The sequence below is a fragment of the Microcoleus sp. PH2017_12_PCY_D_A genome (assembly GCF_020738565.1).
In the GTDB taxonomy this organism is placed as follows: Bacteria; Cyanobacteriota; Cyanobacteriia; order Cyanobacteriales; family Microcoleaceae; genus Microcoleus.
In genome coordinates this window covers 1-1829 of the sequence record NZ_JAEQCI010000139.1, presented here as the reverse complement: position 1 = coordinate 1829, position 1829 = coordinate 1, and the positions used below count along the sequence as shown (strand labels likewise).

Sequence of the window (1829 nt, the reverse complement as noted above, 5' to 3'; positions counted from 1 at the left end):
TAAGCCGTTTGGTGCGCATTGCGCACCCTACTGATACCATTTTTCTTTCTCCGCTGCATGGAATAGATCCTTTACCGGAAAGGATTTTAGGCGAACCAGCTCGTGGAGCTTCATAGTGAATTGGTATAAGCCGTTTGGTGCGCATTGCGCACCCTACTGATACCTAATTATTTATGTGAGGACTTGAGTCCGCTAAAATTAAGAAGGACTGAAGTCCTGACTACGAACCTAATTATTTATGTGAGGACTTTAGTCCGTAAAAATTAAGAAGGACTGAAGTCCTGACTACGAACCTAATTATTTATGGAGTTAATTCCAAAAGCTCAATCAAAAACTTAATAAAATTTGCTAAAGCTGGAACTTCCTGTTGTGTCTGTTCGCTCACCCAATTATTATCTGCTATGCTTGTTGTATTAGTCTTGCCAGGTTTGAGAACGCTGACTACAGTAGCAACTAAAGCTTTTTTATCATCAAACGGGCCCCAGTTATTTTTGTGTTCCTCAGACAGTCCATTCAAATAAGCGATCGCACAATTCATAACTTCAGGATATACAACATTGCCGCACTCGCACAACAAATTATCCAAAACACCTTGCTGCTGATTGTCTGGCAAAATATAAATCCCAGTTCGCGGCGGCCCTTCCTGACAAATTCCTGCCTGATTTGGAAATTCAGGGAAATCATTCTGAAACTGCTGGTAATAGTCTCTCGCAACAGTATCGGGATGCTTCTTGTCAGAATCCGCAACTATTCCAAAGGCTGCAATATCTGTTTTATATTCAGGATGGTTAGCAAAAGTTGCTTTAAGATTTCTTCCCAAATTGCTACCTTCCCCAGAATAGATAGCAACAGAAAGAGTCTCGGTTAACAAGATAGAAGGCATATCAAGACGCTTGTATAAGTTTCCCTGTCTGGGATAAGGAGGTATGAAATTGCGCCAAAACGGCTCTAATTTTGATTCTTGTCCGTCAAAAGATTGAAATCCGAGAAATTTCAACACTTTGCCCACAAATGCTCGATCTTGTGGGCCTTCTACTCCGATGATTGCGTAACCGCGGTTCACCTCCTAACCTCCTGTCCCAACTCATCTCTAACTATATGCAGTGTTTCTCTATCTAACCGAATCGCTTTAGTTTGTGATTCCTTTTTTTCCAATCGATAAAGAACTAAATCAGTCTCGGAATCGCTAGCATCCAACATCGCATCAACTGCTTCTAAACTGTGGGTAGTTGCAAATAACTGCACATCGAATCGCTGACACCACTGCACAATCCAAGCAAAGGAACTGCCAAGTGCTTCCGTATGAATTGCGGTTTCTATTTCATCAATCAGTAACACTCCACCTCGGACTTTTGCCAGCGTTAAAGCAATGAATAGCAAACGCCGCACACCATCACCGAAAGCACTTAAAGGGGAAATCCCCACTTGTTTGTGGTCAATATATAGACTTATGCGACTACCGGGACGCGACACAATTTGTAGATCGATAATTCCCGGATCTATTCCTTGCAGTAAATTAATTACTTGTGGCTTAAAACGCTGAAGAATAGCTTCTGATAGCAAACTAACTTGCAACTGTTCTATACGGTGCGAAAAAGGTGTTACAGTATCAACTAATAGCCTTGCATCTGACCGAGTTCGCCGACTCGTTAAACGCTCGTTTTCCCAGATTTCAAAAAATTCAGATAATTCAGTTTCTGAGTTTGATAGAGTAGCTTTTAGCTCAATTTCTGGGTAGTGCCCTGAAGGAAAGGATCGAGAGAATAAAACTCACGTCAAAGAAAAGTAGGCATTTAGAGTTGTAAATTAGCATTGTAATGATGCACAAA

The 1829-nt window shown here is 41.2% G+C and carries 2 protein-coding genes; both read right to left on the bottom strand.

Going from position 1 to position 1829, the window contains the following annotated elements; all coding sequences use genetic code 11:
* Positions 1-301: 301 nt before the first annotated feature.
* Positions 302-1063, bottom strand: coding sequence for a DUF3226 domain-containing protein (locus JGK39_RS28900; protein ID WP_293298377.1), 762 nt, complete (start codon positions 1061-1063; stop codon positions 302-304).
* The gene (locus JGK39_RS28895; RefSeq protein WP_293298374.1) at positions 1060-1563 is read right to left on the bottom strand and encodes an AAA family ATPase; all 504 of its coding nucleotides are present in this window, start codon (positions 1561-1563) and stop codon (positions 1060-1062) included. The genes JGK39_RS28900 and JGK39_RS28895 overlap by 4 nt, the downstream gene beginning before the upstream one ends.
* Between the last annotated feature and the right edge of the window lie 266 nt (positions 1564-1829).